The sequence below is a fragment of the Sphingopyxis terrae subsp. terrae NBRC 15098 genome (genome assembly GCF_001610975.1).
Classification (GTDB): domain Bacteria; phylum Pseudomonadota; class Alphaproteobacteria; order Sphingomonadales; family Sphingomonadaceae; genus Sphingopyxis; species Sphingopyxis terrae_A.
The window spans coordinates 2,321,258-2,347,113 of the sequence record NZ_CP013342.1 but is presented as its reverse complement, the minus strand read 5'-3'; the positions used below and the strand labels follow the sequence as shown (position 1 = coordinate 2,347,113).

Sequence of the window (25,856 nt, the reverse complement as noted above, 5' to 3'; positions counted from 1 at the left end):
GGCGTCCCATCGTCAGGCGAGCTTCGCGCTCAGCAGATAGCGCTCGCGGCTTTCGGCTGCCCGGCGGCGCAGTTCGTCGAGCGCGCGCTCTTCGGTTTCGTCGAGCATCGATTCGAGCAGGCGATTGAAGTGCCGGCGCATCGCGAGCCGCGCGCCCGCGGCGTCACGGCGGCGCAAGGCCTCGACCACATCGGCATGTTCGGCCTGCCGCGCGCTGCCATCCTTGCGGCAGACGAGCGAGTGACTCTGTTTGACCTCGGGCAGTTCCAGACGCATCCGCCACAGTCGTTCGATGACGTGGATGATCGCCTTGTTGTTCGACGCCGCGGCAATCGTCATGTGAAATTCGCGGTCGATCGCGCTCACTTCCTCTTCGCTCTTGCCATCGTCGGCCATTGCCGCGAGCAGTTCGTCGAGCTTCGCCAGCGTTTCGGCCGAGATCGTCGGGGCGGCCAGCGCCGCCGCCTCCGCTTCGAACAGCGAGCGCGCTTCGGTCAGTTCGAACGCGCTGACCTTGGGCAGGATCGAATTGTCGTCGGGAAGCGGCGTCGCGACATAGGCACCCGCGCCCGTCCGAATGTGAATCCACCCGGTTGCCTGCAGCGCAATCTCGGCTTCGCGGATCGTCACGCGGCTGACCTCGAACTGTTCGGACAATTCGCGTTCGCCGGGGAGGCGGGTTCCCGGCGGATAGGTTCCGTCGTGAATGAGGCGGCGGATCGTATCGGCAATCTCTTCGAAAAGGCGGCGTTCGGCCATCGTCAATATACTCCCCGCTCCAATGTCAGGAAGTCTATACAATCAGGTAGGACAAGTTTGAAGCCCATCACCGTCCGCCGTTTCAGTTTTTCTCGGCGCACGCGCGCGGGTCGGGAATGCGGCGGCCGCAGAGGAAGGCCAAAGCGCGCGCCGTCATCATCCGCTGGCTGTCCGCATCGAATTTCCCGTGCCCCCCGCCGGGTACGATGAAGAGGTCGGCCGGAACCGCGAGTTCATCGAGCCGCCGCTTGAGGTCGATCGACTGGGTAACCGGAACCACAGGGTCGGCATCGCCATGGCCGATAAAGACCGGCGGAACATCGCTGCGAAGCCAGGCGATCGGCGACATGCGACGCGCCATCGTGTCGGCCCCATCCCCCTCCCCGATCCAGTTTGCAACCGTGGCGTGGCGCGCGCCCGAAGCGTCCTTCGTCGCTGTCAGATCGGTCGGACCATAAAGATCAACGACCGCCGCAGCGCGGCCCACGCCGCGACATTCGGCAGGATCGATGGCATTTTCGTCAGGCAGCAGCCCGGCCATCAAAGCCAGATGCGCACCCGCCGACGTGCCTGCGACGACGATCCGGGCGCGGTCGAAGCCATAGCGCTCGGCGTTGGCGTCGACCCAGTGGAGCGCGCAGCGCGCGTCCTCGACCGCCGCCGGTGCCCGCGCCGCGCCGGCGAGGCGATATTCGACCGTAACCACCGAAAAGCCGGCGGCGATATAGGGGCGGAAGCCGGTCCAGCTTTCGGGGCGCGCGCCGCGGGCCCAGCCGCCGCCGTGGAAATGGATGAGGACCGGGCCCGGCTTCTTGCGGACGGCTGGATGAACATAGAGGTCGAGACGCAGCGGCCTGTCACCCACTGTGCGGTAAACGGTGTCCTTGACGACGCGACCGGGCGCGATTTCATCCGTGGCCGACGCTCCTGGTGAGAGGAGCGCCGCCATCGCGGCAACGCCGGAGAGGACAAGCCGGCGGGACAAGCTAGATCCGCGCCCGGATGCCGATGAAATATTTCGACCCATAATAATGATATTGGCGGCTGCTGCCATAGACCGGCATGTAGGTCGCCTTCGGTTCGTTGAAGATATTGATCGCCTCGAAGCGCAGCGAAACACCCCGCATCAGCGCCAGCGAGGCGCGGAAATCGACGGTTTCGCTGGGCCCGACGTAGCGCAGCTGGCTGTTGCCGCCGACGAAGTCCTGATAATATTTCGACCGGTAATTATAGATTGCCTGCAGCGATACGGGGCCGATTTCATAATAGGCCTGCGCCGAAAGGACGTGCTTCGAATAGCCTGACAGACCGGCTGGCGCGATCAACCCCGGCGATACCGTTTCGGTTTCGGGATCATAGACGTCGCCGAGGCGAACATCCTGATTTTCGAAATTGGCGTCGGCATAATTATAGCTGACCTTTGCCCCCAGACCGTCGAGCGGTTTGGGCAGGAAGCTGAAGCGCGTCGCAGCGGTCAGTTCGATACCGTAAATGCGCGACTTGTCGGGGCTGTTGCGCGTCTGGATCACCGGAACGATCACGTCCTGCCCGTCGACGGTGAAGCTTTCGTCATAGACCACCGGCTGAAAGCCGCCGGTGAACTGCTTGTAGTAGACGGTCGCCGACAACAGGCTATCCTTGTTCGGATACCATTCGATCGCCGCATCGGCATTCCAGGACATCAGCGGCTTGAGGCGCGGGCTGCCGTTTGCGCGCGCATTTTCGATCGCATCCTGGACCGAGGTAAAGCTACCGCCATCCTCGAGCGTAAAGGTCCGCCCGGCGCCAAGCGCACTGGGTGCGGGGCGCGACATCGCGCGGTAGCCGGCGAGACGCAGCAGCATGTTTGGCGCGACCTCGAAAATCGCGTTGACGCTGGGCAGGATGCGCGTCGTCCCGCTCTTGATCGTGACCGTGTCGAACTCGCCGCTGTCGTCGAGGCGAATGGTGCCGTCGCCATTGTCGACGATAACCAGGTCGCTGCGCAGCCCGTTCGAGGTCACATCGGTTTTGACCACGCGAACGCCGAAATTGCCCCGAACCGGAAGATTGCCGAGATCGCCTTCATATTCGGCCATCACATAGCCCGCGAGCGTGCGTTCGGTGACGTCGCGGTTGGCGACCGAACGGATATCGTCGGGAAGCCCGGGATCTTCGGTGCCGAGATATTCGCGGAACAGGCAGTCGACATCGAAGGTCGCCCAGCTATGAATGTCATTGCCGTCGGCGGCGGTGAGATAATCGCGCTGCGGAAAGGCCTGACGGCAGAGATTGTTGATCCGCTGATCCTCGGTCCGGGCCGGATTCTGGTTGAAGTCGCCGTTGCGGACATCATAGTCGCGGTAGGTCAGCCGCGCCCAGCGCGCACCCGCCGAAATGCTCCGCAAAAAGCCGTCCATTTCATAAATCGCGTCGACGCGCCCTGCGACAATCTCGTTGCGGCGCTTGGCCTCGTCGCGGCGGAAGCGGGCATCGTCCCAGAAGAGGTCGTGGTTGTCGAGATCGAAGCGCGGATCGATCGTGATCGTCGGGACGAAGCTGCCCGGCGCAAGATCATAAGTGTAGGGAATGCGCATATTGTTGAAGACGGTGCGCACGCCGTTGACGTCGGTCGGATCGGTGCGGAGGCGGAAGTTGCGCTCGATTTCCTTGCGGATCGTTCGCGAATAGCTGCCATCGGCCGTCAGCGTCAGCCGGTCGTTCGGCTTCCACTCGACCGACAGGCCGCCGCCCAGATATTCTTCCGACCGCGAAAGTTCGGACCCATTGGATTCGAGCGAACTCTGGCCCTCCAGATGGCGAACGATACCGTTGGCGTCATATTCGACGTTGACGAGACTGCGCCGCGCTTCGGACAGCGTCAGATCGCGCCGGCTCTCGACATAGGTGCGGTCCGAATATTGGACGTCGAGATTGACGTTGATCCGTTCCGACGGGCGCCACTGGATCGCACCGAAAGCGGCGTCGCGCTGGTCGGTCTCGCTGATCTGGCGGAAAATATAGCTGTTCGGGACCAGATAATAGGGGATGTCGCTGCCATAATCCTCGCGAGCGAGTTCGGTGCAGTTGTTGTTCGTCACCACGATGTCGGCGCGGCATGCGCTCCACGTGGTGCTCGCAGCATAGGTTTCTTCGGGGTTGTTCGTGTCGTTGCGCTGAAAGCCGATCGAGATGCCGATCGTATCGTTCGCGAACTGATCGACATAGCTAAGCGTGCCGCGCCAGCCGGTCCCACCCGATCCGACGATCCGGTTGCCATAGGGATTATATTGCCCCTTGATTTCCCCTTGGATGCGACGCTTGCCGAAATCGAGCGGACGCAGCGTACCGATCTCGATCGTGCCCGCAACGCCGCCTTCGACCAGATTGGCCTGCTGGGTCTTGTAGATCTTGATATTGTTGACGAGTTCCGACGGAAACTGATTGAAGTTCACCGAACGGTCACCGCTGCCATTGGTCGCATCGCGGCCGTTGAAGGTTGCGTTGGACAGGAAAGGGCCAAGGCCGCGAAGCGCGATTTCGGACGCATCGCCCTTTTCGCGGTGCGTCGTGGCGCCGGTGATCGTCTGGATCGCCTGCCCCACCGACAGCGCCGGCAAGTCGCCGATATCGTCCGCCGACAGCGCGTCGACGATCGCCGTCTCGCGGCGCTTTACGCTGATCGAATTCTGGATCGTCTCGCGGATGCCGGTGACGACGATCGCATCATCATCAGTCGCCGCGCCTTCAGCAGAACCGGTCGCATCCTGCGCCGCCGCTGGGGCCGCAAGCAGCAGCAGCGGCCCGACCCCCGCCAGCAAAGCCGCGCGAAGCGCACGATTATCGACCTGCTGCTGAACCTTCACGCCGTCTCTCCCTCGAATATCTTGATTCTGTTCTGACCAATATGGTCGAACATTGCATATATTTTGTCAACCATTGTGTAAGCTAAATTGGTATGACCAATTTTACGCCCCGCAATCGAGCCCCGTCAGGGGACGAGCTGGCTCGCCAGCCCCGGCACCGCGACAGCGAGGGCCTGCGTAACAAGGCGCGCCGTGACTTCCGCGCCAACGGCGCCCAGATGCGTATAATCGAACTTGCGTGTCACCTGCCCCCGCGCGCCCTTGCCGGTAATCGGCGGCGGCGGTGGCGGCGCGGGACGCGCCGCGAGCGTGGTCCCCGCTCTGGCTGCGGCAAGCTCCTCGTCGCTCGGCGGCTCCTGCGCCAGCTGCGTCGCCGTCTCGGCGCCCATCTTCTGCACCTGCGCCGCGCTCAACGCATTGAGATCGACCAGCGGCACGTCCATCGCCTTGGCGACGTTGCGAACCTGATCCGACCAGCTTGCAAGCGTGTTGCGAAGCTCGCCATCGCGAAACTCGCGGCGCGTCAGCGGCGTCACGAGCACCGGGACCGCTCCCGCCGCGCGCACGTCATCGACGAAGCGCCGCAAATTTGCAGGAAATTCGGTCGTCTCGTCGGTCCAGCGTTCGGCCTTGCTCGACTGATCATTGTGCGCGAACTGGATGAGCACATAGGTTGTGCGATAGCCCGGCACCTTCGCTTCGCCGAGCGCGATGTCCCAGCTTCCTTCCTGGCGGTAGCTGCGCGTGCTGCGACCGCCGCGCCCGGCGTTGACGCACGCCACCGACGATTTGACATGGCCGGCACAGAAGGCGCCGCCCCAGCCGCTGTGCGGCGCCATCGTCGAATCGCCGACGAGGATGATCTTGTAGGGCGAAAGCGGCTCGGCATCGGTCCGCTCGCGCTCCTTGGCCTGCGCGCCGCCGGCAAGCGCGGCGGCGAACAGCGGAATGGCTAACCAGCGCATATCCTGTCCCTTCTGCTATGGACTACATCGTCACGAAAAATAGAGCCCGCCGTTGACGTCGAGGCAGACGCCGGCAAGAAAGCTCGCCGCAGGCGATGCAAGATAGGCGATGGTATCCGCGACCTCGTCGGGATGGCCTTCACGGCGCAGCGGTGTGTTTCCGGCGGTCGCCGCGCGGCCCTCCGGCTTCGAAAAAATGTCGTGAAAGCTTGTACCGATCAGTCCGGGGCAAACCGCATTGACGCGGATACCCTGCGGCCCCAATTCCTTTGCCATCGACCGCGTGTAGGTCATCAAGGCGCCCTTCGCGGTGGCATAAACCGATGCGCCGGGGCCGCCGCCGTCGCGTCCGGCCTGGCTCGAGACATTGACCACCGCCGATCCCTCGCCGAGGAAAGGCAGGGCAGCCTGGAGGACGAGGAAGACCGATTTGAGGTTGAGCGTCATGACATGGTCGAAGAAGGCCTCGTCCATCTCGCTCAGCGTCTTGCGCGCGACCATTCCGCCGGCAAGGTTGACGAGGATGTCGAGGCGGCCGCTGAACGCGACGCCGACCTCGTCGAGCATTGCGCGCACCGCGGCGCTGTCAGTCACGTCGGCCTGGACCAGAAAGGCGTCGCCGCCCGCGTCGCGGATCGCCTGCAGCGTTGCTTCCGCGGCTTCCCGACCGCTGTTGTAATTGATCGCAACGCGCGCTCCGGCGCGCGCGAGCGCGATCGATACCGACCGGCCGATATCGCGGCCGCCGCCGGTGACGAGCGCAGTTTTTCCTTGGAGATTCATCGAATTCTTTTCCTTATTCTTGGGTGTTGCGGGGCGCAGTCGCGACGGGTTCGACGCGGCCGCCGATCAGTCGAAATGCGAGGAAGGAGAGCGGAACGATCGCCGCCGACAGCGCGAAGATCGGCGCATAGCCATTCTTTGTGAGGACCGGCACGAGCCAGGTGGTGATCAGCGTCCCGGCGACCGCGGCGGTGCCGCTGATCCCGGCAAGGCTACCGACCGCCCCGCCGCCGAAATAATCGCTCGGCAGCGTCTGGATATTGCCGATCGCCATCTGGAAACCGAACAATATCCCCGCGATCAGCAGGACTGCGCTGAGCGGATCGTCCGCACCGATCGTCGCAAGCAGCGTGGGGAGCATGATCGCGCAACCAATGCCGATCGTCAGCGTGCGCGCCTTGTGGACGCTCCCGCCGGAAGCGATGATCCGCCCCGCCAGCCAACCGCCGAACAGGCTGCCCAGCATGGCGCCGACGAAGGGAACCCAGGCGAACAGCCCGATCTGCTTCACGTCGAAGCCGAAGGTCTCCGCAAGGTAGATCGGCAGCCACGATACGAACAACCACCACACCGGATCGAGGAAGAAGCGTGACAGGATGACGCCCCAGCTCTGCCGATGGCGGAGAAGTTCGCCGAGCGGCACGCGGCGATCATCGCCCGGCCCGGCCTCGGCACGGCCGGTCAGAATATGCTGACGCTCCGCTTCGCTGAGCCAGGGATGATTTTCAGGGTCGCCTTTGTAGAACCATAGCCACGGAACCAGCCAGACGAAGCCCAAGATACCGACGATCAGGAAGGTGCCGTGCCAGCCGAACTGGACGAAAAGCAATGCGACGAGAGGGGCCGAGACGATCCCGCCCAGCGACGCACCGGCGTTGAATATGCCCTGGGCGAGCGCGCGTTCGCGCGAGGGAAACCAGAGCGCATTGGCCTTGGCCGCGCCTGGCCAGTTCCCCGCTTCGCTGAGCCCCAAGGTCGCGCGCAGCACGCCGAGCAGCGGCATCGATCGGACAAGCGCGTGCGCCGCGATCGACAGCGACCAGAAAAGGATCGAGATGGTGAAGCCCATCCGTGTCCCGATCGCGTCGAACACGCGCCCGAACAGCGACTGACCGAAGGCATAGGCGATCATGAAGATTGTTACGAGCAGCGCATAATCTTCCTTGGTGGCGCCAATGTCTTTCGACACTTCGGGCCACATCACCGCGAGCGCGTTACGGTCGATATAGTTGATGACGGTGGCGAGGCCGATGAGGCCGATCACGCACCAGCGCAGGCCGCCCTTCATTTTGCGCCTCCCTTGGCAAGATCGAAGCGGCCGACGGGGCCGGTCCATGAATGCGCGGCACCGTCGATCGTGACGCTGTGCAGTGCGTCCGCCGCGACATTATCGGCCACCGCGACCGCCAGACGGCGGCCGCCGGCCAGCGTGATGGCCACGAGGTCGACATTGCCGAGGCGGCGGTGGTCGAGTCCCACAACCCGCGCGCGGCTGCCGACGACTGTCTCGGCCGATGCGTCATAGGACCCATGCGGTTCGAGCAGGCTGACGAAGGTCGCGCTATCGGCGCCGTCGATACGCTGGATCAGCACAGGCTGCCGGCGCAGGTTGAACTCGGGGTCGTTTGCGCCGCTTTCCGCGAGGATGAAGCGGGCGCCCGCGGGCGGCGCCATATGGTAGCTGTAGAAGCGGTTGCCCTGCATGAAGGTGAGCCGCGCTGCCTTGCCCGCCACCTTGTCCGCCGCGCTGCCCACGCCATCGATCCACAGATGCTGGTAGCCGTTTGCGGTGCCCAGCACCGGCCGCTCGGCCAGCTTGCGATCGAAAACGATATCACTGTCGATAATCTGTCCGGAAAAGTGCAGCGGCAGGTCAAAGCGATGCCTGCCGCCGCCAGTTCCACGGAGGATATCGAGAATAAGCGGATTGCCGAGCCCGTCGATGTCGAGCAGCAACAGCGCGCGGCGGATCGCGACACCCTTGTATGCGCCGTCGATCGCCGCGATCGAATAGCGCGTGGGACCATCGAGGCGGCTCGCGAGCTGCTGGGTGGGAACTTTCTCTCCCACCTTCCAGTCGCCCGCAAAATGGCTTTGTTCGTCGACGACGAGCGTATTGTGCGCCACCGTCGCACTCGCCCAGCTGTCGTTTTCGGGGAGGTAACGTCCGCCGCGCTTCGCCTCGACATTCAGGAAGCGCGCCGCGCCATAATCGGTGACGACCGCGCCGGTCTCGTCATAATAGAGCCAGTTCAGGCGGTCGAAATGTCCGTGCCCCATGCCCTGCACGGTATTTTTGACGACGAGCAGCGGGCCGGTCGCCGTCGGCCGATCGCGCAGCAGGACAAGCGCCCCGCCCTTGCCGTCGGGCCCGTCCGACAGCAGCCGCGAGGCAAAGGGCCACGGCTTTGCCTTGCCTGCCGCAACGTCCACCGCCAGCGCTTCGCCCGCGGGTGTCAGCACCGTATGCCCCTGCCGCTCGGCAATCGACAGAAAGACGGGATCGCGCGTCGCGGCATAGGCTATTGCAACCGCCTGATAGAGCTCATCGGTGCGCAAGCTCTTGTCGGGCATCGCATCGTTGATCGGAAGGAAATAGCCGTCGTGGGTGACGTCGATGGCGGTTCGCACGGCTTTCAGGACGATGCCGCCGCGATAGTCGAAGATCTTGCGCTGCGGTTCGTTGGCGTCGATCGCGGCAGCGAAGACCACGAAGGGCATCAAGGCATAGCGCTGATAATAGGGGCCTTCGGCGTAATAGCCGTCCGGCGAGAAGAGCAGGTCGAGCTGGCGCAGGAAGCCCGTCTTGCCGCTCTTGTCGAGCCCCAGCAAAGCCTTGTCGACCAGATCACGGTCGCCCAGCAAATAGCCCGCGAGCCCGACGCCGGCGCAGGCCCAGGTCGCATGATTATGGATCCGGCCGATCACCTCAGGCGACCCATCGGACAGGAATTTCGCCATCGGACGGATCGCGCCATCGTCGATGCGCGCGCGCTCGGCGGGGGTCAGCGCATCGCGGATCTGCGCATAGCCCTGCACCGCATTGACGAGGAAGACGCTGTCGTTGAGGCTCTGCCAGAACAGCCGGCCGGCCGCCTGGTTCGCAGCCGCCGGGTGCGGCCCGAGCGTCGGATAAAGCTTGGCATAGGCGAGCAGCAGGTCGCGGACATGGTCGCGGTAGCGCACGTCGCCCGTAAGCCGGTAGAGCTGACCGCCCTCGAAGATGATCCGGTAATTGCGCTTATGCTGTTCGTGGGTGAAGCCGCCGCCCGGATCCTTCGGCACGGGCACATTGATCCCTGCCCGGATCGAGGCCTCGACATCGCGTTTCGCCGCTTCGACTTCGGCCGCGAACAACGGCGCATAGGATCGGGTGTGCTCTGCGGAAGGCGGCGGCGCGGCGACGGCAGCCGTGGCAGGCATGGCAGCGGCGAGCAGAAGCGCAAGGGATCGCATCATGGCCGCGCCTCCATGGCATTGTTCGACAGATCTGCGCGCAGCGGGCCTTTATAGACCAGTTCATCGACCCGCGGCGCCGGGGTGGCGGCAAAGCTGTTGCCGCTGATCCGTGTGTCGGGCGCGCCGACCGAATGAATGATCGCAATCGCGCCCGATTTCGCGAACGCATTGGCCGCAATACGGACATGCTGCGCACCCGAAATGCGCAGCGCCACGCCGTCAGTGCCGCTGTCGACCACATTCGACCCGGTCATCGCAAACCACGGACCGAAGGTGCTTTCGTCCGTCCCCTTGCGCAGCAGATCGGCAATCATGCCGACGGCGGCAAAACTGCTGTCCGCGATCGTCAGCCGCTCCATCGGATACCAGCCTTTCGGCTCCTGTTCGCCGGTCCCGTCGATAATGACACCCATGTCGGCGAAGCTGCTGTTCGCAATGATGATGTCGTCAGCGAAGGTTCCCGGCGCCATCGAGACCCCGGTGAGGCGCCCCTTGGCCGGTCCCCGCACTGACACGCCGTCGAGGGCGACCGCATAATTGGGGGCAGCGCCCGCTTCGATCGCGATCAACGGCCCGGCGCCTTCGGCGGCGTGCGCGTCGATCGCCAGATTTTCTACCCGCAAACCACCGCCGCCGACGATCCGCGCAAGCTGCGAGACGATGTGGAGCACGGGCTTTGCGTCTTTGGCGCCGGCGATGGTCAGCCGGTGGCGCACCGTCAGCGGCGCTGGAATATCATAGGTGCCAGTCGCAAGTGTCAGCGTGTCGCCGGGCTGCGCGCCTGCGACCGCCGCGGCGAGCGACGCGCCCGCGGCAACGCGGCGCGTGACGCCAGCGCCGAACGCCGCTTCGGGCGCTGTGCTTCGATACCAGCTGACACCCACTTCGTCGCGCGTCACCGGACGAAGATCGCGCGGTGCGCCAATGGCCGCGAGCGCCGGGTCGGTCGGATACAGCAGGCCGTTCGCGCCGCGTTCGAGCGTGACCTCGCGCTGCTCGACCCCTGCGCCAAGCAGCGGCGTCGCCACGCGCGCCTCGACATTGTCGGCGAACGCAATGCCGTCGATTGCGCCTTCCGCCCGGAAGGGGTCCTGTCCCTTAGCCCCGACGATCAGGTTGCGATCGAACCGACTGTCGACGGGCGGGGCCGAGCGTTCGGCATCGGCTCCGGCGGCAAATGTGATGCGCGCGACGTCGATGATGCTATTGCCCTCGATCCGCGCATTGGCGACCTGATGATAGCGATTGATCACCGAATTGGGGACGCCGTTCATCACACTGATCGCGCTCTTGAACGAGGTGCCGGCAAGCCCCTCCAGATAATTGTCGCGCACGATCTGATCGCGATTGATCACGCGCACGCCGCCGGTGTCGGGAACCCCCTGGCCGAAGAAGATGTTGCGTTCGACAATATTGCCGTTGCCGTGCCGCAGCACGAAAGCGCCCTGCGAGGCGAGCACAAGATTCTCGCGAATGATATTGCCACCCGATTTGACCGAAACGATCTCGACCTCGCCGCTGCAGCGATCGAAGATGTTGCGCTCGACGAGCGTGTGACTGTCCGACAGCGATTCCTCGCTCGTCCCGATGCGGATCGTCTCGCCTCCATTCGATCCGAGCGGCGGGCGCGGTCCGAAATAATTATGATCGATGCGGTGCCGGTTATCGAGCGGATCGCCCGCCTTGCGGATGACCGCCAGGGTAACGCCGCTGTTTGTCTTGCCCTCGAAATGCGAATGATCGACGCGGTTACCAGTCCCATAGAGCGCGACCCAAATATCTTCTGCGCGGCGGTCGGCCTTGCTGAAACCGTCGATCACCACCTCGGTGACACGCGAATCGCGCGCCAGGTCGGACGAATTGCGCCGGAAGGAGATGACCTCGGCGGTCGGGCTGGCGCCATCCTTGAAGACGAGGCCCGACACGACGAGGTGGCGCCCCGCCAGTCGCAGGTTCGACTGACCGGTGAGAACGACCTTGCCCTTGGTTTGCGCCGCGAGGGTGATCGGCTTCGTCGCGGTACCGGTGCCGACGAACAGCGCCTGGAAATCGCGCCATTCGCCGTCGGCAAGCAGGATGGCGTCGCCGGGTTTCGCCGCCTTGACCGCCGCGCGGAACTGCGCGGGATCGGACACGAGCAGGTCGCGCGCGTTCGCCGGCGTCGCGGCGGACGCGAGAAGCGCGAGGATCAGAACCGAACCGATTTTCAATGCCTCATCCTTTTATCTTGCCCTGCGCCGTCACCCCGAGCGCCCTAGAAACGCACCGACGCGCCGAAGGTGATCCGGCGATCGGGCAGCCCCTCGAAGCACAGCAGTGCCCCGTCATTGACGCAATATTGCGAGATTTTCGACTTGGAGAGGTTGACCCCTTCGACCCCGACACTGAGGAAGCTGTTGATATCGTAAGAAATGCTCGCATTGAGCTGTCCCCGCGCCGCGGTCACGACCGGAAAGCCGAAGGTGCTCGCAAGCGTCGCGCCGCCGACGGTGTCCAGCGTCCGGAACGCGCTCCGCCATGTGTAGCGCGCGCGGGCCGAGAGCCCGTATTTTTCGTAATAGAGTGTCAGATTATAGGCGTGCTTGGAAAAGTCGAGCAGCCCTTGCTTCGCGGTTACCGGCACGAAATCGGCATCATCGTAGATGCCGTTGATAGCATTGAAGATATCCGTGCCGCGCGTCGCCGAGCTGTTGACCGCCTGGCCGCCGCCGAATTTCTGATAGGTGTAGTTGGCGACGATCCCGAAGCCCGATGCGAAGCCCAATGTTTCCTCGAACTGCGACAGATCATATTGCAGCGCGACTTCGACGCCGGTCTGCGTCGTACTGCCGCTGTCGTTGATCGTCGTCAGGATCGGGACGCACATGCCCGATCCGCCGATCGGCGATAGCTGGTTGCGAAACCCGATCGGATTATAGATGCCGCCGCCCTCGCACGGCGCGGTGATGTCGCGATAGCCATTGGCGTCAAGCGGCGCATCTTCGAGCTGGGTGACGAAAAGGTCAGTACGCTTCTTGTGAAACACCCCGACGCTGAGCACCGACGAAGGCGCGAAGTACCAGTCGATCGAGGCGTCATAGGAGGTGACGGTTTCGGGGCGCAGATTCGGATTGCCGATCGAGACCGCCGCGTTTTCGCTCGTGACGAACGATACCGAGGTCGACAACAGGTCGAAATCGGGGCGGTTGATGTCGCGGCCCCAGCTGGCGCGCAGCAGGATATTGTCCGCAACATCGGCGACGAGGTTGAGCCGCGGCAACAGCTTGCTGTAGCCGCCCCGGGTGACGACCTGCGTCACATTGGCGCCGGTGATCGAATTGCCGATCGAATCGAGGCTGGTGTCGAGCCAGCGAAGACCGAAATTGCCGCGTACCGGGCCGATCTCGAAATTGGCCTGACCATAGACCGCGTTGGTCGTCTCGTTGATCGAGAAATAGCCCGCCGAATTGGCCGATGCGTCGTTGAGTGCGCGCTGGCCGGGCGCCGCCAGCAAGGCGGCGCGCAGGATGTCGAGTGTACCCTCGCGATCGCTGAAGGCGCGGTTGGGGTCGATAAGCAGAAAGTCCTTGAAGAAAAGCGTCCGGCCGTCGGCGTCGCCGAAATTGTTCGGACCGCGAACCAGCAGATCGGCAAACAAGGTGCCGCGCGGACTGTCGTTGAGGCTGCTGAGCGTGAGCGTCGAGCCGACATCGTTGAAGGTGCTGGACGACCGGTTGAAGCGATAGCCGACGTCGAATGAGGTGAAGAAGGGCGTCAGGTCCGCGACATCGAGCGACAGATCGATGCGCGCCGCGTCTTCCTTGTTGCGCGTGCTGTCATTGCCGATCGACACCTGCTGCAACACGACATTGGCGGGGTCGAGCAATTGTTCGACCGTCGGCGCAAAGGGCGAGTCAAAATTGATCCCGAAGGCAAGCGATCCGCCCGACAGGTCGTAGATGAAGGGGACCGCATTGTCGTTCCCGGTAAAGACCGGAGCATTAGGGTTGAGGAAATTCAGCGTCGTGCTGAGATCGGGATTTCGCGTGTTCGAAATCGAACGCGATGCCTCGACGCGTCCGGTCAGCCGCCCGGCGTCGAACTCGGAGCCGAGCCGGTAGATTTCGCTCTTGGTCAGGCGGGCCCCGACATCGCTCGAGAAGCGCAGATTGGGGTCGTCGCGATCGACCGCGATATTGGGCTCGATCGTGCCCGTCTCGGCGACCCGGATACTGCCGAGCTTCACGCCGTCGAGCGAGCCGAAATCCACGGTCTGGAAGGATGTCGGAACGCTGTAGTCGAGCAGCGCGTTGACCCCCGACCCCTGAACGCGCGAGCTGTCCTGCCGCCGCTGCTGGTCGTTATAGATGGTATCGAAATAGAATTTCACATGATCGCTCGGCGCCCATTCGAGCGTTCCGGCGAAATTCTTCGTCTCATATTCGAAATTTTCGAGCTCCTGGTTGAGGAACTGGATGCCGACGAAGTCGAAGTCCTGGGCGGCCGGGCGGCGCGTCGGCTGATTTTCAGCGACGCCGCTGCGGACGACGGTCGCGTTGACATTTTCGACGAGCCCGCCGTCGCGATCGACGCGCGGACGGAAGGACGTCGCCTCCTGCTGGGTGTAGCTGCCGCTTACCACCAGTCCGATCTGGCCGATACCCGTCGACCATTTGTCGCCGAACGTTGCCGAGATACGCGGGCGGACGCTCTTCGACAGTTCGCTATGCTCGCCCTGAACGCGCGCCGCGAGCAGCATTTCCTTCAGGTCGAGCGGGCGAATGGTGCGCAGGTTGATGGTGCCGCCCACTGATCCCTCGATCGTCTTTGCCTCGGGAGCCTTGGTCACTTCGACCGACGCGATGATCGACGCGCTGACATCCTCGAAGCTGATGCCGCCCCGCCCCGACCCGGAGCCGACGGTCGAAACGCCGTTGATCTCGACGCGATTGTCGTTGGTGCCGCGAATCTGCACGCCAGTACCGACCCCGGCTTCGCGCGTGATTTGCACCCCGGTGATGTTCTCGAGCACCTCGGCGAGATTCTGGTCAGGCAATTTCCCGATGTCTTCGGCCTGGATGACTTCGATCAGATTGTCGGCGTTACGTTTTTCAGTGAGCGCACTCTGCAGCGAACTACGGATGCCGGTCACGACGATCGCATTGTCGTCCGCAGCATCGTCCGACTGCACCTGCTCCTGAGCCAGGGCGCTGGCGGGCGCGAGCAGCGCGCAGAGCGCGACCCCGGAAACCCATGCCGTCACCAGCCGCGACGCCCGCGCCTTGCGGCGCAGCCCAACATAATCCCGCATCATGCCTCTCCCCAATTGGCTTGGTATTTCGGCTAGGCATAATCTTCATACCTATATTGTCAACAAGGCAGCGAAAATATCCTTCTTTTTGTCATACCACTTTGTTGACGAATTATGATACCATCCATCCCGCCGGCGCGTCATGCTGCGCCCGATTTGCATCGCCCTTCCCAGCGCGGCGGTATGGCGCGGGCCCTCTCTCGATTTTGGCAGACCGGCCATCGCCGACACGGCGAGCGTTAAGCGACCCAGATCGGCTCGTCGAAAACAGCCCCGGGCTCTTGCTTCGTTCACGATCACTGGCTGGCACGGATTAACGCATGTTCTCGATCAAAAAGTCGATAAACACGCGCGCGCTTGCACAGCGCGTGTGGGTCGATACCGGCGAGGTTCGGATCTCGGATTGAAAAGCAATCTGCTCCAAGCGCTGGTCGCGGGAGCCGCCAAAAAAAGGCGCGCACTGTGCCCAGCCTTGTTCCGAAGTGGTGCGCCCAGCATAACAATGAAGGGCACTCAAATCACTGGAAAATATCTTTCTCACTAGATTGCTAGGGTCTGCTTTATGGCAGGGTACCCATTTATTCGCTCTAATCCGCGCGAGGGCATGCTTGCAGAGTTTGCTGTGGCGGTAGCGATACGTTTTGCGGATTTGGACGATTATATGCGTGAGTGAGCAGAAAAATGGGCGTAGCAGATTCTCACAAGCCGTTGCTCAATCTGACTTCAAGTTCTTAGACGGGTGATGCGCGACGCCCTAGAGCGGGATGTAGGCGCGTTCGCTCTGCGCGATCATTCAAAGCATCGCCAGTCTCGCTAACGAGATAGCCCTTCGCGCCTTTTCAGAAGCCAAGGCAGCAGGCCTGGACGCAATTAACCTATCTGGTGATTGATCGTGTACGGCCGACAAACTCAGCCGGTGCAACAGCCCACCGGTGTGAGCAAGGCGGAAAGACCCCCGTGGTCCAAGGTTGGATGATACTGCAGAAACTTCTAAACTCTAATTCCTGCTAACGGAAATCCAGCGCCTAGATCAATGTGTTATAGATGCCCCCGAAGGGCTGCTGCACGGGCCGAAATATTACTATTTATTGTCATAGACTTACTAATATTTTGGCGAGTTTTTTTCAACCAATAGCCGAACTCTGGTTCCCCAAGAAGAGAAAAACCTTCGAGAAATTCGTCGTATTCGTCAACTTCTCTAGAAAGAAAGTCTATATTTACGACTGAAATATTTAGCTTAACCACACGATAGTTGGCTATCAACAATGGGATCTGGTAGACATTCCCTAGTCGCCGCAAATAATATATTTCGCGTCGCAGTGCGGCTTGGGAACATTGAGGCTCCAATGAACCCCACAACTTTTCTTGAAGCCAAGAGCGCCACCGTTCTCCATTAATCCCGGTTGCTAACAACGCCAGAAGCGCGATACTTTTTTTACGCGTCACTTCAATCCAACGCCCGTCGGGCCCGACCAGTCCAAAAGAGCCTAAAAAACGCAGGTTATAGCTATAAGTTGAAAGATCTCTTTTGGAAAATCGGGTGTGCAATTCAGAAGCATTTGCAATATCGGAGGCGATATGATGCTGCGACGATGCGATGCAATTTGAGGTAGACGAGACTGCATAGAAGGACATGTGGGCAATCCAATTTAACGGCAAACGCTAAATATCATGCCGAAACGGCATTATCGCGCTTGGCCAACCGTAACTATATTGCTTCCCACCGCGAGGCCGCTTTCACCCCCTCGTCGTATTTTTTGCAGGTTATAGAATACGTATGGTAAGTCTATAAAAAAAACTTCCTTTGGCTCAAATTTGGCTTCCATGTGCTTGATCCTATGGATTTATGGTGCGACCCTTTCGTTGCAATGGAAGGAGGCATTCGGGGCCGAATACATCACGGGTGCGCCACGATCGCGTACGCCGCCGGAGCAGCAGTACAGCGATCGCAAGCTTCGCTCGCGACGCTGAGCCGGGAGCTGGGGATCAATCCGAAGAGGGAGGCGAAGTGGCGTAAGCAGACGACGGTCGAGGCTCTGAAGACCGGGCCGACAGGCCCTCATTCCCCAACCCTCACAGAAGCTAAGGAAGCGATGGTCGTCGAATTTCGGCGAACACTCTATTGCCGTTGGGCGACTGTCTCTATGCCCGGCAGCCGACGATCCCGCATCTGACGCGGTCGGCGCTACACCGTTGCCTGCAACGCCACGCCATCTCACGGCTGCCCGGCGTCGAGGGCGACAAGCCCTCGCGGCAACGCTTCCAACACTATCCATCGGCTTCTTCGACATGGATGTCGCCGAGGTCCTGACTGCCAAAGGCAAGCCCTATCTATTCGTCGCCATGGATCGCACCAGCAAGTTCGCACTCACCCAATTCGTAGCAAGGGCAAATAGGCAAACAGCCTGGGCGTTTCTGGAACTACTGCTCGAGGACGTGCCCTACCGGATCGATTCTCACTGATAATAGCATCTAGTTTGCCGACCAGCCGCGCAACCGCAATACCACATGGACGCGCGATGTGCTTCGACATGATAGGCGAGGCCAACGAATTCGACCATTGGCTCACCTTGCCGAACCATCCCTGGACCAACCGGCAAGTCGAGCCGATGAACCCACCATCAACGACACCACCGTCAAGCGCTTCCATTATGACAGCCACGATCAGTTGCGCACGCACTTGGTCGACTGGCCGCCTACGACTCCGTTTGCAGACTCAAGACACTCCGTGTTAGACCCCTATGAATACATCGGCAAATCTGGACTTCAGAGCCGGATCGATCCATCATCAATCTGATCCGCTGGTTGTCAGGGCTGAACACTTAGACAGGAGCGGCTCCCAAACGTCGCAGGAGCGGCAATAGCTTCGACGTCACCTCCCCATGGATCTTTCTGATCTCCTCGAGGTTCTCTTCAACGGTTTCCAACGTTACTCCCTCACTGATAAGACGTTCTCCTTGCTCCGAGAGCCATCTCCAGACCGTTGTCTCTACTTCATCAACGCCCTCCCATAACGCGAGCAGCACAAGCTGCTGAACGCGGGTGACCGGGACTGCGGAACCAATGTTCGAAGCCGCCAAGTTGTTCGCACCCGAAGAATATTTGGATCGGCGACAGAGTTCCATATTCAGTGCGACCGATGCTATGCGGTCATCCTCTGGAGTTGCAGATTGCGATGTCGGAGCGACGTCGCCGCGGCCCGTCAGCACGAAGAGGGTCTCGGCAAGCTGCGAGCGTGTAATTCCGACGCTCGCGATCCTGTCGACCAGCACGCCGAACGGCACGGCTGCCCCATTGGAAGCCATGAGGGCCTCCCATACGGGCTGATATATCTCAGAACGCAGTGTCGCCGATCCGCCGGCAGTCGTTAGCGTCAGCGGAAGTTGCTCTGTTTCTGCTAACGTGAGAAAACTGTATGCTTCCAATCGATCAGCTACTTCGGCGACAGACATCTGCCGTTTTCCTTTGACATAGATGTCCCGTCGAAACTGCCGGTTTACGATATAGTCCCGCGTGGTTTCATAGAGAGCGAGATCCGAGATGCTGGCCAAAAGACCTTGGCAATGAGATGGCACACCTAAGCCGGGCATATTATCGATCAAGCTGGCCGATGCGGCAAAATCCATTTTAGCTTCAGCCAAACGGGCCGATACTTCCGAAAAGGATTCTGGGAGCCAATGGCGATTGAAATATTCATGCGACACGTAACTCCGATCAAGTTTCCTGATCGACTCCACCATATTTCCGACGCTAGGGTATAGATCAAAGTAGCCTGCGCTGGCGTCCACCACACGTTGCGCGAAATGAAGAGATTCATCCACTCGTGCCAGCAAGCCGCCTGCGGCTGCTTTCGCAGCGTGCAGATTGAGAAGATGGCGAAGCGGTTCAATCGGCGACCAGCCTGGTTTGCAGTTATAGCTTATGTAGAGAATGCCTCCCGGCTTGAGTTTCAATCGCACGATTTCCACGATCGCGTCGCGCGTTTCGTTGCTTACCCAAGACCAGATACCGTGAAGCGCAATGATATCGAATTGCGGCAGATCGTCTCGGCGCGCGAACTCCTCAAAACTGTCATCGAAGATGCCCAGTGGTTTACCGCAGGCCCGAGCGATCTGGGCCGCATAAGCCGCCTGCGAAGGATTGAAGTCCGTGCCAAAGAATCGCCCGGACGATGTCGCCGCATTGATATTGAGCGAAAGACCGTGGCCGAAACCCAGTTCAAGGTAACTGGGGCTATCGCCAACATCGTGCGAAACGCCTCGGGAAAGTAGGGCGAATTTTAAGCGTACCGGCGCCAGCTCGGAGAAATAGCCGTAAATGTAGTCTACTTCCGATACGTATCCCGCATTCCACATATCAATTCTCCAAAAAAAGGGGGGCGTGCTTTGGACACGCCCCCCACGGGGGTAACCCAGTGGACTAGTCTGAAATCAGAACTGGAAGGTCACGCCGCCACGCAGGCCCGTCACCTTATTGTCGCCGCCGAAGGTCTGGCTGCCCGTGAAGAAGAGGTTCAACCGGTCGGCCACCTTCGCTTCGAACCCAGCCTCGACCATCCCGAAGCTGTCGGGTTCCGCGCCGCGCAGAACGAACGCATCGCCACCGCCGACATAGCTAACCGTCACGTCGTTCGGCAGATTGCCTTGGAAGGTGTAAGACGCCTTAGCAAAGGGACGAATCGTGACGCTGTCGGAAAGCTCGGTTTCGGTACCGAGTTTCACGCCCAGAACCGGCGAGAAGACCGTCTTCTTGCGACCTTCCACATCGAGGCTGAACGCACCCGCTCCGGTTTCGGTGAAACCTTCCAGCGAGGTCCTGCGCAAGACAAGCTTACCATAAGGCGTGATGGTCATGCTGCCGGTACGATAGTCATAACCGGCTTCAAGGCTGACATCTAGTTGCTTGGCGTTGATCGATGCTTCCGCGGTCCGCGCCAGCAGGCTCATCGTGCGGGTCGCATCATAGTTGGTCCAGCCGAAGGCCAGCTTCGCATTGGCATAGATCGGTCCGAAGCCCTGCGTGACATAAGCGCCCACCGTCCAGGTGCGGCCATCAACTGCCTCCGGTGTGCCGCGCGCGGCGATGTCGTGCTCGGCATAGGCCCCGCCGAAGCCGAAGGCACCGTCCGCAGCATAGGCGAAGTCGAGACCACCGGCGAGACCGTAGCTGTTCGCACGGATGTCCGAAGCACCGAAGGCATCGCCGTCACCGAACTTGCCCCAGTTGCCGACGGGATTGAGCCAGAGCTGCGTCGCGAAATCGCCCCCGAACGAGCGGCGGTTGGTCAGCATGTCGAGCGTTTGGCCAAAGACGCCATTCTGATCGACCGCAGCAAGCGAGCCATAAATCTCACCCGACGACAACTCGTTGAATAGCTCCGCGGCCTGTTCCGACGAGAGACGGAAGTCGAGCGCCGTGGCGACGTTGGCGATGTCCTGCGCATAGCCGAGTTCGGTCACCGACGCGAAGCCCGCGCCGCCCGCCGCGTCGGTACGGATACGACCGATGGCCGAGGCTAGCGCCGAGTCGAGACCGGTCGCAGCGGCAACGGCGTTGGGGTTGTTCGCCCCGCCGGCATAGCTGCTGCGCTTCACTTCCAGACGAACTTCCTTCTTCGCCGTATCATGCACCAGGGTGAATCCGACGAAGGGCGAAGTCAGGGTCGGTGCGGCGGCGGCCGAAACAGCTCCCGTGCCGGTATAGGTGAACAGCGTGTAGCCGTCGCCATTGGCGTAGAGGCTGTCACGATAGACATTCACCGCGACCTTGCCAGCCAGGTTCAAGTTACCCGTGATGTTGACCCGCGACGGATCGACATCAACCCCCGCCAGCGCCGGCGTGGTGAAGTAGCCCACGCTGACGCCGCCGGTGACCGGACCCAGCGGCTCGGGCAGGGTCGCACCGGACGACACTGAGCTCGGATAAACGCGGATCAGCGTCGGCGTCAGCCCGACGACCGTCGTGCCAGCCGCGGTCTGGTTATAATCGCCAACCTGACGGATGGTGATGCCGTCGATCAGTTCGGTCTGGCCAACCAGGCTGTTACCGAACTGGTTCTGGCCCGGGGTGATCCGGCGACCGATGACCAGCGTCGCAGCGTTGTTGATGGCGCCGCGAATACCGAATTCGGCATCAACAGCTTGACTGGTCGTGAGTTGAACCTCACCTGCCTTGATGTTGAAATTACCGACATCGAGAGTGTAGGCGGGCTCGCCGCCGGGCAGGCCGGGATCATAGGCCGCGCCGTTGATCACGAACGTCCCCGCGCCTTCTTTGTTCAGCGTTTCGACGCCGACGACGCGAACCTGATAGTTCGAACCGCCAAAGACAGCCTGCGCGTCCTTACCAAGCGACAGGACCGGATTCCGCTTGTCGGCAAGCACCGACGTGGGCGCACCCGGATATACGATCTCATCGGCACCAAGGAAGCCCGATCCTACCAGATTGACCGTGGTGTCGGTCGTCCGGTTACCATCCTCGTCACGCTCACCAAAGATGCTGCCGAGCGTCGCCGACCCCGAATTGAGATTGATCGTCGCCTTCACGTCGCTGGACTTGACCGCACCTTCGCCGGTCGGATCATTGTCGAGACCGCCGCCGACATAGAAGCCGCCCGACACGCCGTTCTGATTGGCCGTGTAGGTCTGCGCCAGCAGTGCAGCCGCGGGCGTGTAGGTGGTTTCGGTCGATGTGTCCGTGCGAACCTCGGTGCGCGACGCGGTGTCGATGTTCTGGCCGAGGACGGTGGTGCCGCCCACAATACCGTTGTTCGTCACAGCGCCTTCGCCGGCGGCAACATTGATGTCGCCCCCGATGACCGCCCCCGCCGCGTTAGTCACGCTGGCCTTGCCGAGCGCCACGACCGGGGTGAAAGTCTCGGTAATCGTCTGGAGCGACGCCTTGCCGACGTCCGTCGTAACGCTGCTGCTGTCCGTCGCGGTGACGATCGAACGCGCCGTCGCGCTACCGGCGATCTTGCCACTGTTGCTGACGGTCGCCGACGTTGCACTGTCCGCAAGGACATTGCCCTTCACCTGACCGTCGTTGACGACCGAAGCCGGACCGCCGACGATCGTGTTCGTCGACGAGGCGGTTTGGGTAACGGTGCCCTTGCCATCATTCGTCGTCGTCGCAGTCGTAACATTGTTCGTGGCATAGCTGATCGCGCTGGCATCACCGCCGACGATCGACCCCTTGGTCACCGAGATAGATGCTCCGCCGACGCCATAGGCGAAAGCGTTGCCTTCGGTCGCGGCGATCGCCTTGTCCTTCAGCGCCTGAGCCGAGTCGATCACGATCGAGGCCTTACCCCCGACAACAGTCGTCTCGGTGATCACGCTTTCGCCGAGCGTCCGTCCGGTCAGGCTGCTGACCAGCGTGCCGAAGTCAGCGGACCCCGACTTGGTCTTGCCGGTCCATTCGCGCTCGACCGTCGTCTTGGTGACGCTGCCGCTCGCAACCGCAGAGACATAGTCTTCCGAGACGCCGGTCAAAGTGACCTTCGCGTCGCCGCGACCCGCGGCCACATAGGTGCCGCCTTCGACGGTCCCGGCGATCGTCGCCTGAGCGTTGCCCTGCGCGGCCGCAGCACCGCTGGTTGAGCTGATGATTTCCGATGCGGTCGCCACGCCAGTCTTGGCGTCGCGGACATAGGATTGCTCGGTAGTGCTCGCAAAGTCGGTTCCATTGTTCGCGCTGACGGTCAGGTCGCCGCCAACGATTGCCTTGGCAGCGACATCAGCCGACGCGGACTTCACACCGTTGATCGTGACCGAGCCGCCGACGGTATCCTGGCTGGCGGTCGCCTTGCCGGTGATCGATGCCGAACTGGCGCCATCGCTGACCACCGATGCGCTGCTGCTCTTCACAATCAGTTCGTCGGTCACATAGGTACCCTTGGTGACGGTCTGCGCGATGCTGCCCGCTTCCTCGGCCTTTCCTGCCGACGCTCCAAAAGCGTTGCTGGTGACGCCCTGTTCGACCGAGTCGCTGACCACCACTGACGAGCTGTTGGTGCCCTGCGAATAGACAAAGCCTCCCCCGCCGGCATTTCCGGTTGCGACGCGCCCGGCGATCGTCACCTTGCTGTCACCGCCACTGATCGCCGTCGTTTCGGACGATTCGGCATATTTGCCCGAGAAGGTTCCGGTGCCATCGACGTCGAGCACGGTCGTCTCGCTGCTGCTATTCGCGAAGGACGAACCCGCCACCCCCGAATTGCCCGCATAGGAGTTTACGTTACCGAAGACAGCGCCTGTGACAGTCGCGGTGCTGGCTAGATCAGCAATCTGGGTGATGGTGCCGTTGGCACCCGGCACGAAATTCTTGGTCCCATTGGCGCCCGCGTAGGTACCGGCGACATTGCCGCCCGTTGCTGTGCTGCTGCCTTTGCTCGTCCGATCCTCGGTGAAGGAACGGCCCCCTTTGCCGTCGAGCACCTCGGTCGAATTATAGCTGCTGGCGTTCGCAGACTTGCTGCTGCTGCTCGCCGCATAGGTCGTGCCGCGAACCTCACCCTGATTCAGGATGGTGATATCGCCGCCCGCCGTCAGGTTGACGTTGCCGACCCCGTTGAAGCCGATGACGCCGCCCGCCGCGTTAGTGAAACCCACCTTACCCGTCGTCGACGTGTTCGCCGATTCGTCGGCAAAGCTGTATTTTGTCGTGGTCGTCCCGGCTGTGGCATCGACGACCGGCGCCGGGGTCAGAATGGTGCGGCTGTATGTCGAATCGCTGCCCGACGAATTGCCGTTTACGCCGCCACCGACCGTGCCGGCATTGGCAATCGAAATATCCTGGGTGGCATTGGCGTTGACCGATCCACCGACTTTACCGGTCGCCGCATTGACGGCGGAAGCATTGCCCTTCGAACGGGTATCGCTCGTTTCATACACGTCGCTGAGGAGGAGAGCGCCAGTGCTGTCGAACACCAGAGCCTGACTGGTCGCGTTAGCGTTGCCGTTGCCCGCGGTCGCCGTCAAATTTCCGTCGATCGCACCCGCATTGTCCGCCGAGGCATTATTGGTAGCGGTCGCCAGGGCATTGCCGCCGATCGATCCGGTTTCGGCGACGACGACCGAAGCGTTGCCGGCCGCGGGGCCGCTCGTCGTCTTCGTCGTGTTGCCGAGGAGGCCACCTTTTCCGTCATAAATCAGCGTCTGATCGAAACTGCTCGCCCCGCCGTTGCCGGCGCGTGCGGTAACGGCGCCATCGACTGCACCGGCGTTGATCACCGATGCGTCGCTGGTCGCCGTAGCCGACACGCCGCCCCCTACGGAAGCGCCTTCGGCGATTTCGATCGTCGCTTTGCCCACTGCGCTCGCCGAGTTGTTCGCGGTCACGATCTTGAGCAAATTGCCCGTGTCGTTCCGCGTCGTCGTCGTGCTGCCGCTATCGGTCGTTGCGCCAGCACCGCCAATTGCATTCAGCGCACCCTTGACTTCACCAGCATGACTGATCGATGCATCCCGCGTCGCTTGAGCGAATGCCCCGCCGACCACGCCCGTTTCGGCAATCCTAATCGTCGAATCGCCTGCCACCGCTTCACGGGTAAAACTGTCGATCCGCTCGAGATCCACGGCATTCTTACTGTCGCGCGTCTGAACGGTCTTGCTCGTCGAATTGACATTGAAGACCGGAACCGCGTTCACGCCATTTTCGACCGTCCCCGCCACGGTGATATCGACATTGCCATTGGCAACACCGTTGACGGCGTCGAGCTTGCTGGTTGCCGCCGTGGCGATCTTGACCGTGCCCGCCTCATAAGTCGCACTGGTCTCGCTGGTTACGACCGATTTGTCAGCAAGCGGAATTGCTGCCGTGTTTACGACAGTGACCGACGAGCCGACCGTATAGCCGGTGACAGTCCCCGCAACGCCCTTTGCCGTCACATCGACATTGCCGACCGGACCGACGAACACGGCGCTGCCCTTGGTCTTGCCGTCGGCGCTGGCGACATCGCCGATCACGCCTTTGACATCACCACTGGTGTAGACGTCGGTCGTCGTATCGCCAGCTTTGGTGGTCGCCTGCGCAACCGTCGACTGGACGTTTACGTTGCCCGAGCGAACGGCGCCCGCAGAGGTCAGCGACACATCGCCGGCACCCATCAGCGTAACGCCGTTGTAGATCGTCCCGCTGTTGTCGAGCGACACGGTGCCGCCAAAGCCGGTCGCCGAAAAACCGCCTGTGATTAGCCCGCTATTGGTGGCGGTCAGCGTATTATCCGCCTTTGCCGACGACCCGTTTAGCGCAACGCCGACCGAATCGGTCACCGCACCGGCCTTGTCGACCGCTCCGATACTACCGACATTGCCGAAGTTAATGACGCCGTCGCCTTGCCCCCCCAGAGGCGCAATGCCGATGGTTCCAGGTCCCGAAATTGCACCTTTCGACGTCACCGTAATTGCAATGTCGCGATCGGGCGTTGCTTTAGCAGCGTCGACTTTTGCTTGAACGCTCGCGGCGGATTCCGGTCCGCTAACCTCCACAGTTTGCTCTGCATTCGCGCTATCCGCAACGATCAGCGCCGAAACCGGAAAAGCGGCAGATACGAGTAGAGCGCCCTTAGCAAGGCGACGGAAACGAGAAGCGGAGTTAATCGACATAGTTATTCCTCTGCATGCAAAAATTAAGTGATACGGATAGTGGCGCGCGGATCCGTGCGCGTGATCGCTGACACCGAAATTTTCTGACGTTGAACTTTCCCCCTGATTCAAACCGGCTTGCGCGGCTGGTCAGTTATGCAGATGCCGA

12 protein-coding genes and 1 pseudogene are annotated in these 25,856 nt (G+C 61.7%); 1 reads left to right on the top strand and 12 read right to left on the bottom strand.

Annotation, left to right across the window (positions count from 1 at the left end; all coding sequences use genetic code 11):
* Positions 1–12: 12 nt before the first annotated feature.
* The 10 genes from AOA14_RS11290 to AOA14_RS19785 form a co-directional block, all read right to left on the bottom strand.
* Positions 13–759, bottom strand: coding sequence for a FadR/GntR family transcriptional regulator (locus AOA14_RS11290; RefSeq protein ID WP_062767146.1), 747 nt, complete (start codon positions 757–759; stop codon positions 13–15).
* A gap of 82 nt (positions 760–841) precedes the next feature.
* Entirely contained in the window at positions 842–1,744 is a 903-nt protein-coding gene (locus tag AOA14_RS11285) for an alpha/beta hydrolase (protein WP_202988244.1), read from the bottom strand.
* Between the two features lies 1 nt (position 1,745).
* Entirely contained in the window at positions 1,746–4,604 is a 2,859-nt protein-coding gene (locus tag AOA14_RS11280) for a TonB-dependent receptor (RefSeq protein ID WP_082819908.1), read from the bottom strand.
* A gap of 125 nt (positions 4,605–4,729) precedes the next feature.
* Positions 4,730–5,569 (bottom strand): rhamnogalacturonan acetylesterase, encoded by an 840-nt coding sequence (locus AOA14_RS11275; protein WP_062901875.1) that lies wholly within the window; start codon positions 5,567–5,569, stop codon positions 4,730–4,732.
* A gap of 30 nt (positions 5,570–5,599) precedes the next feature.
* Positions 5,600–6,352 carry an SDR family NAD(P)-dependent oxidoreductase gene (locus AOA14_RS11270; protein WP_062901874.1) on the bottom strand — a complete coding sequence of 251 codons (753 nt, stop codon included), beginning with the start codon at positions 6,350–6,352 and terminating at the stop codon, positions 5,600–5,602.
* Between the two features lie 13 nt (positions 6,353–6,365).
* Positions 6,366–7,640, bottom strand: a complete 1,275-nt coding sequence (locus AOA14_RS11265) for an MFS transporter (protein WP_202988243.1) — start codon at positions 7,638–7,640, stop codon at positions 6,366–6,368.
* Positions 7,637–9,811: a heparinase II/III domain-containing protein gene (locus AOA14_RS11260; protein ID WP_082819907.1), complete on the bottom strand. Its 2,175-nt coding sequence runs from the start codon at positions 9,809–9,811 to the stop codon at positions 7,637–7,639. Before AOA14_RS11260 ends, AOA14_RS11265 begins: the two co-directional genes overlap by 4 nt.
* On the bottom strand, positions 9,808–12,021 hold the full coding sequence (locus tag AOA14_RS11255; RefSeq protein WP_202988242.1) for a polysaccharide lyase 6 family protein: 2,214 nt from the start codon (positions 12,019–12,021) through the stop codon (positions 9,808–9,810). Before AOA14_RS11255 ends, AOA14_RS11260 begins: the two co-directional genes overlap by 4 nt.
* A 44-nt stretch (positions 12,022–12,065) precedes the next feature.
* Positions 12,066–15,104: a TonB-dependent receptor gene (locus tag AOA14_RS11250; RefSeq protein WP_202988241.1), complete on the bottom strand. Its 3,039-nt coding sequence runs from the start codon at positions 15,102–15,104 to the stop codon at positions 12,066–12,068.
* 1,035 nt (positions 15,105–16,139) lie between these two features.
* Positions 16,140–16,736, bottom strand: a complete 597-nt coding sequence (locus tag AOA14_RS19785; RefSeq protein WP_152998661.1) for an AfsR/SARP family transcriptional regulator — start codon at positions 16,734–16,736, stop codon at positions 16,140–16,142.
* Between the two features lie 233 nt (positions 16,737–16,969).
* Here AOA14_RS19785 and AOA14_RS11245 point away from each other — a divergent pair.
* A pseudogene (locus tag AOA14_RS11245) lies at positions 16,970–17,927 on the top strand (IS481 family transposase).
* Here the strand turns inward: AOA14_RS11245 and AOA14_RS11240 are convergent.
* Both AOA14_RS11240 and AOA14_RS11235 read right to left on the bottom strand, forming a co-directional pair.
* Complete coding sequence (locus AOA14_RS11240; protein WP_062770756.1) at positions 17,924–19,456, bottom strand: class I SAM-dependent methyltransferase; 1,533 nt, start codon at positions 19,454–19,456, stop codon at positions 17,924–17,926. The pseudogene AOA14_RS11245 and the gene AOA14_RS11240 sit on opposite strands and share 4 nt — an antisense overlap.
* Before the next feature lie 75 nt (positions 19,457–19,531).
* Positions 19,532–25,501 (bottom strand): autotransporter domain-containing protein, encoded by a 5,970-nt coding sequence (locus tag AOA14_RS11235; RefSeq protein WP_062770758.1) that lies wholly within the window; start codon positions 25,499–25,501, stop codon positions 19,532–19,534.
* Positions 25,502–25,856 lie beyond the last annotated feature (355 nt).